The sequence below is a fragment of the Nocardioides guangzhouensis genome (assembly GCF_004519545.1).
Taxonomy (GTDB): Bacteria; Actinomycetota; Actinomycetes; order Propionibacteriales; family Nocardioidaceae; genus Nocardioides; species Nocardioides guangzhouensis.
On record NZ_SDKM01000111.1, the window covers coordinates 1 to 1,419 of the forward strand.

2 protein-coding genes are annotated in these 1,419 nt (G+C 71.0%); both read left to right on the forward strand.

Annotated features, from left to right (window positions below):
• Positions 1-377 (forward strand): peroxidase family protein (locus EKO23_RS25610; RefSeq protein WP_217702810.1); only part of this gene is annotated, 377 nt, incomplete at its 5' end.
• A gap of 123 nt (positions 378-500) precedes the next feature.
• Positions 501-1,419, forward strand: a 919-nt coding sequence (locus EKO23_RS24670) for an ATP-binding protein (RefSeq protein WP_134721228.1), incomplete at its 3' end; no start/stop codon positions are given.

Genomic DNA, 1,419 nt, shown 5'->3' on the forward strand with positions numbered 1-1,419 from the left:
AGCAGATGGCGACGTTCCTGCGCAGCAAGGGTGTGGACGTCAAGACCCTGACCAAGGCCCAGATCCGCGACGGCAACGGGGGAGCGGTGCTGGACGACCTGACCCCGACCCAGCGGGACGCGTTCCTCACGGACACGCCGCTGTGGTTCTACGTGCTGCGCGAGGCGGAGCTCGACAACGGCAGGCTCACGGGCGTGGGCGCGCGGATCGTCGCCGAGACCTTCCACCGCGCGATGGAGGGCAGCCGCCACTCCATCGTCCGCAACCCCGGCTGGCGACCGTCGCTCGGCCCGGTCGCGAACCGGTTCACGATGACCGACCTGCTGGTCTTCGCGTTCCAGAACAAGAAGAAGCTGCTGGCGCCGCTGGGGGACTAGGGACAGTCCGTGCCGAATCACGGAAACCCGGCGATGTGACTGGCCCGTAACCCGCGGGACGTGACAGGTTCTCGTACGGGGACGTGCGCAGGGCGCGTCCCCGATGCGGCACGGAGGATCTTGATGGCGCTGTCACGTATCGCGATCGTCAACCGCGGTGAGGCCGCCATGCGGCTCATCCACGCGGTGAGGGAGATCAACGCGGCGGGTGGTCTGGACGGAACCCGCCTCGTCGAGACCGTGGCCCTGCACACCGAGGGCGAGAGCCGCGCCATGTTCGTGCGCGAGTCCGACCTCGCCCACGACCTCGGGCCGGCCTCGGCCCGTCCCTACCTCGACCTGGCCGTGCTGGAGAAGGCCCTGCTCGCGACCGGCGCGGACGCCGTGTGGCCCGGGTGGGGCTTCGTCGCCGAGGACCCCGCCTTCGTCGACCTCTGCGACCTTCTCGGGATCACGTTCATCGGCCCGAGCGCCGACGCCATGCGCAAGCTGGGCGACAAGATCGGCTCGAAGCTGATCGCCGAGGAGGTCGGGGTCCCGGTCGCGCCGTGGAGCCGCGGCGCGGTGGCCACGCTCGACGAGGCGCTGGCCGAGGCCGACCGGATCGGCTACCCGCTGATGCTCAAGGCCACCGCGGGAGGTGGCGGTCGCGGGATCCGGCGGGTCGACTCCGCCGCCGAGCTCGAGGACGCCTACCAGCGCACCAGCGACGAGGCGCTGCGTGCGTTCGGCAACGGCACCGTCTTCCTCGAGCGGCTGGTCACCGGCGCCCGCCACGTCGAGGTGCAGCTGATCGCCGACGGGCACGGCACCGCGTGGGCGATCGGGGTCCGCGACTGCTCCATCCAGCGCCGCAACCAGAAGGTCATCGAGGAGTCCGCGTCGCCGCTGCTGTCGGCCGAGCAGGCCGACGAGCTCAAGGCCTCGGCCGAGCGGCTCGCGATCGCGGTGGGGTACGTCGGAGCCGGCACCGTGGAGTTCCTCTACCACCCCGGCGAGAAGTCCTTCGCGTTCCTCGAGGTCAACACCCGCCTCCAGGTCG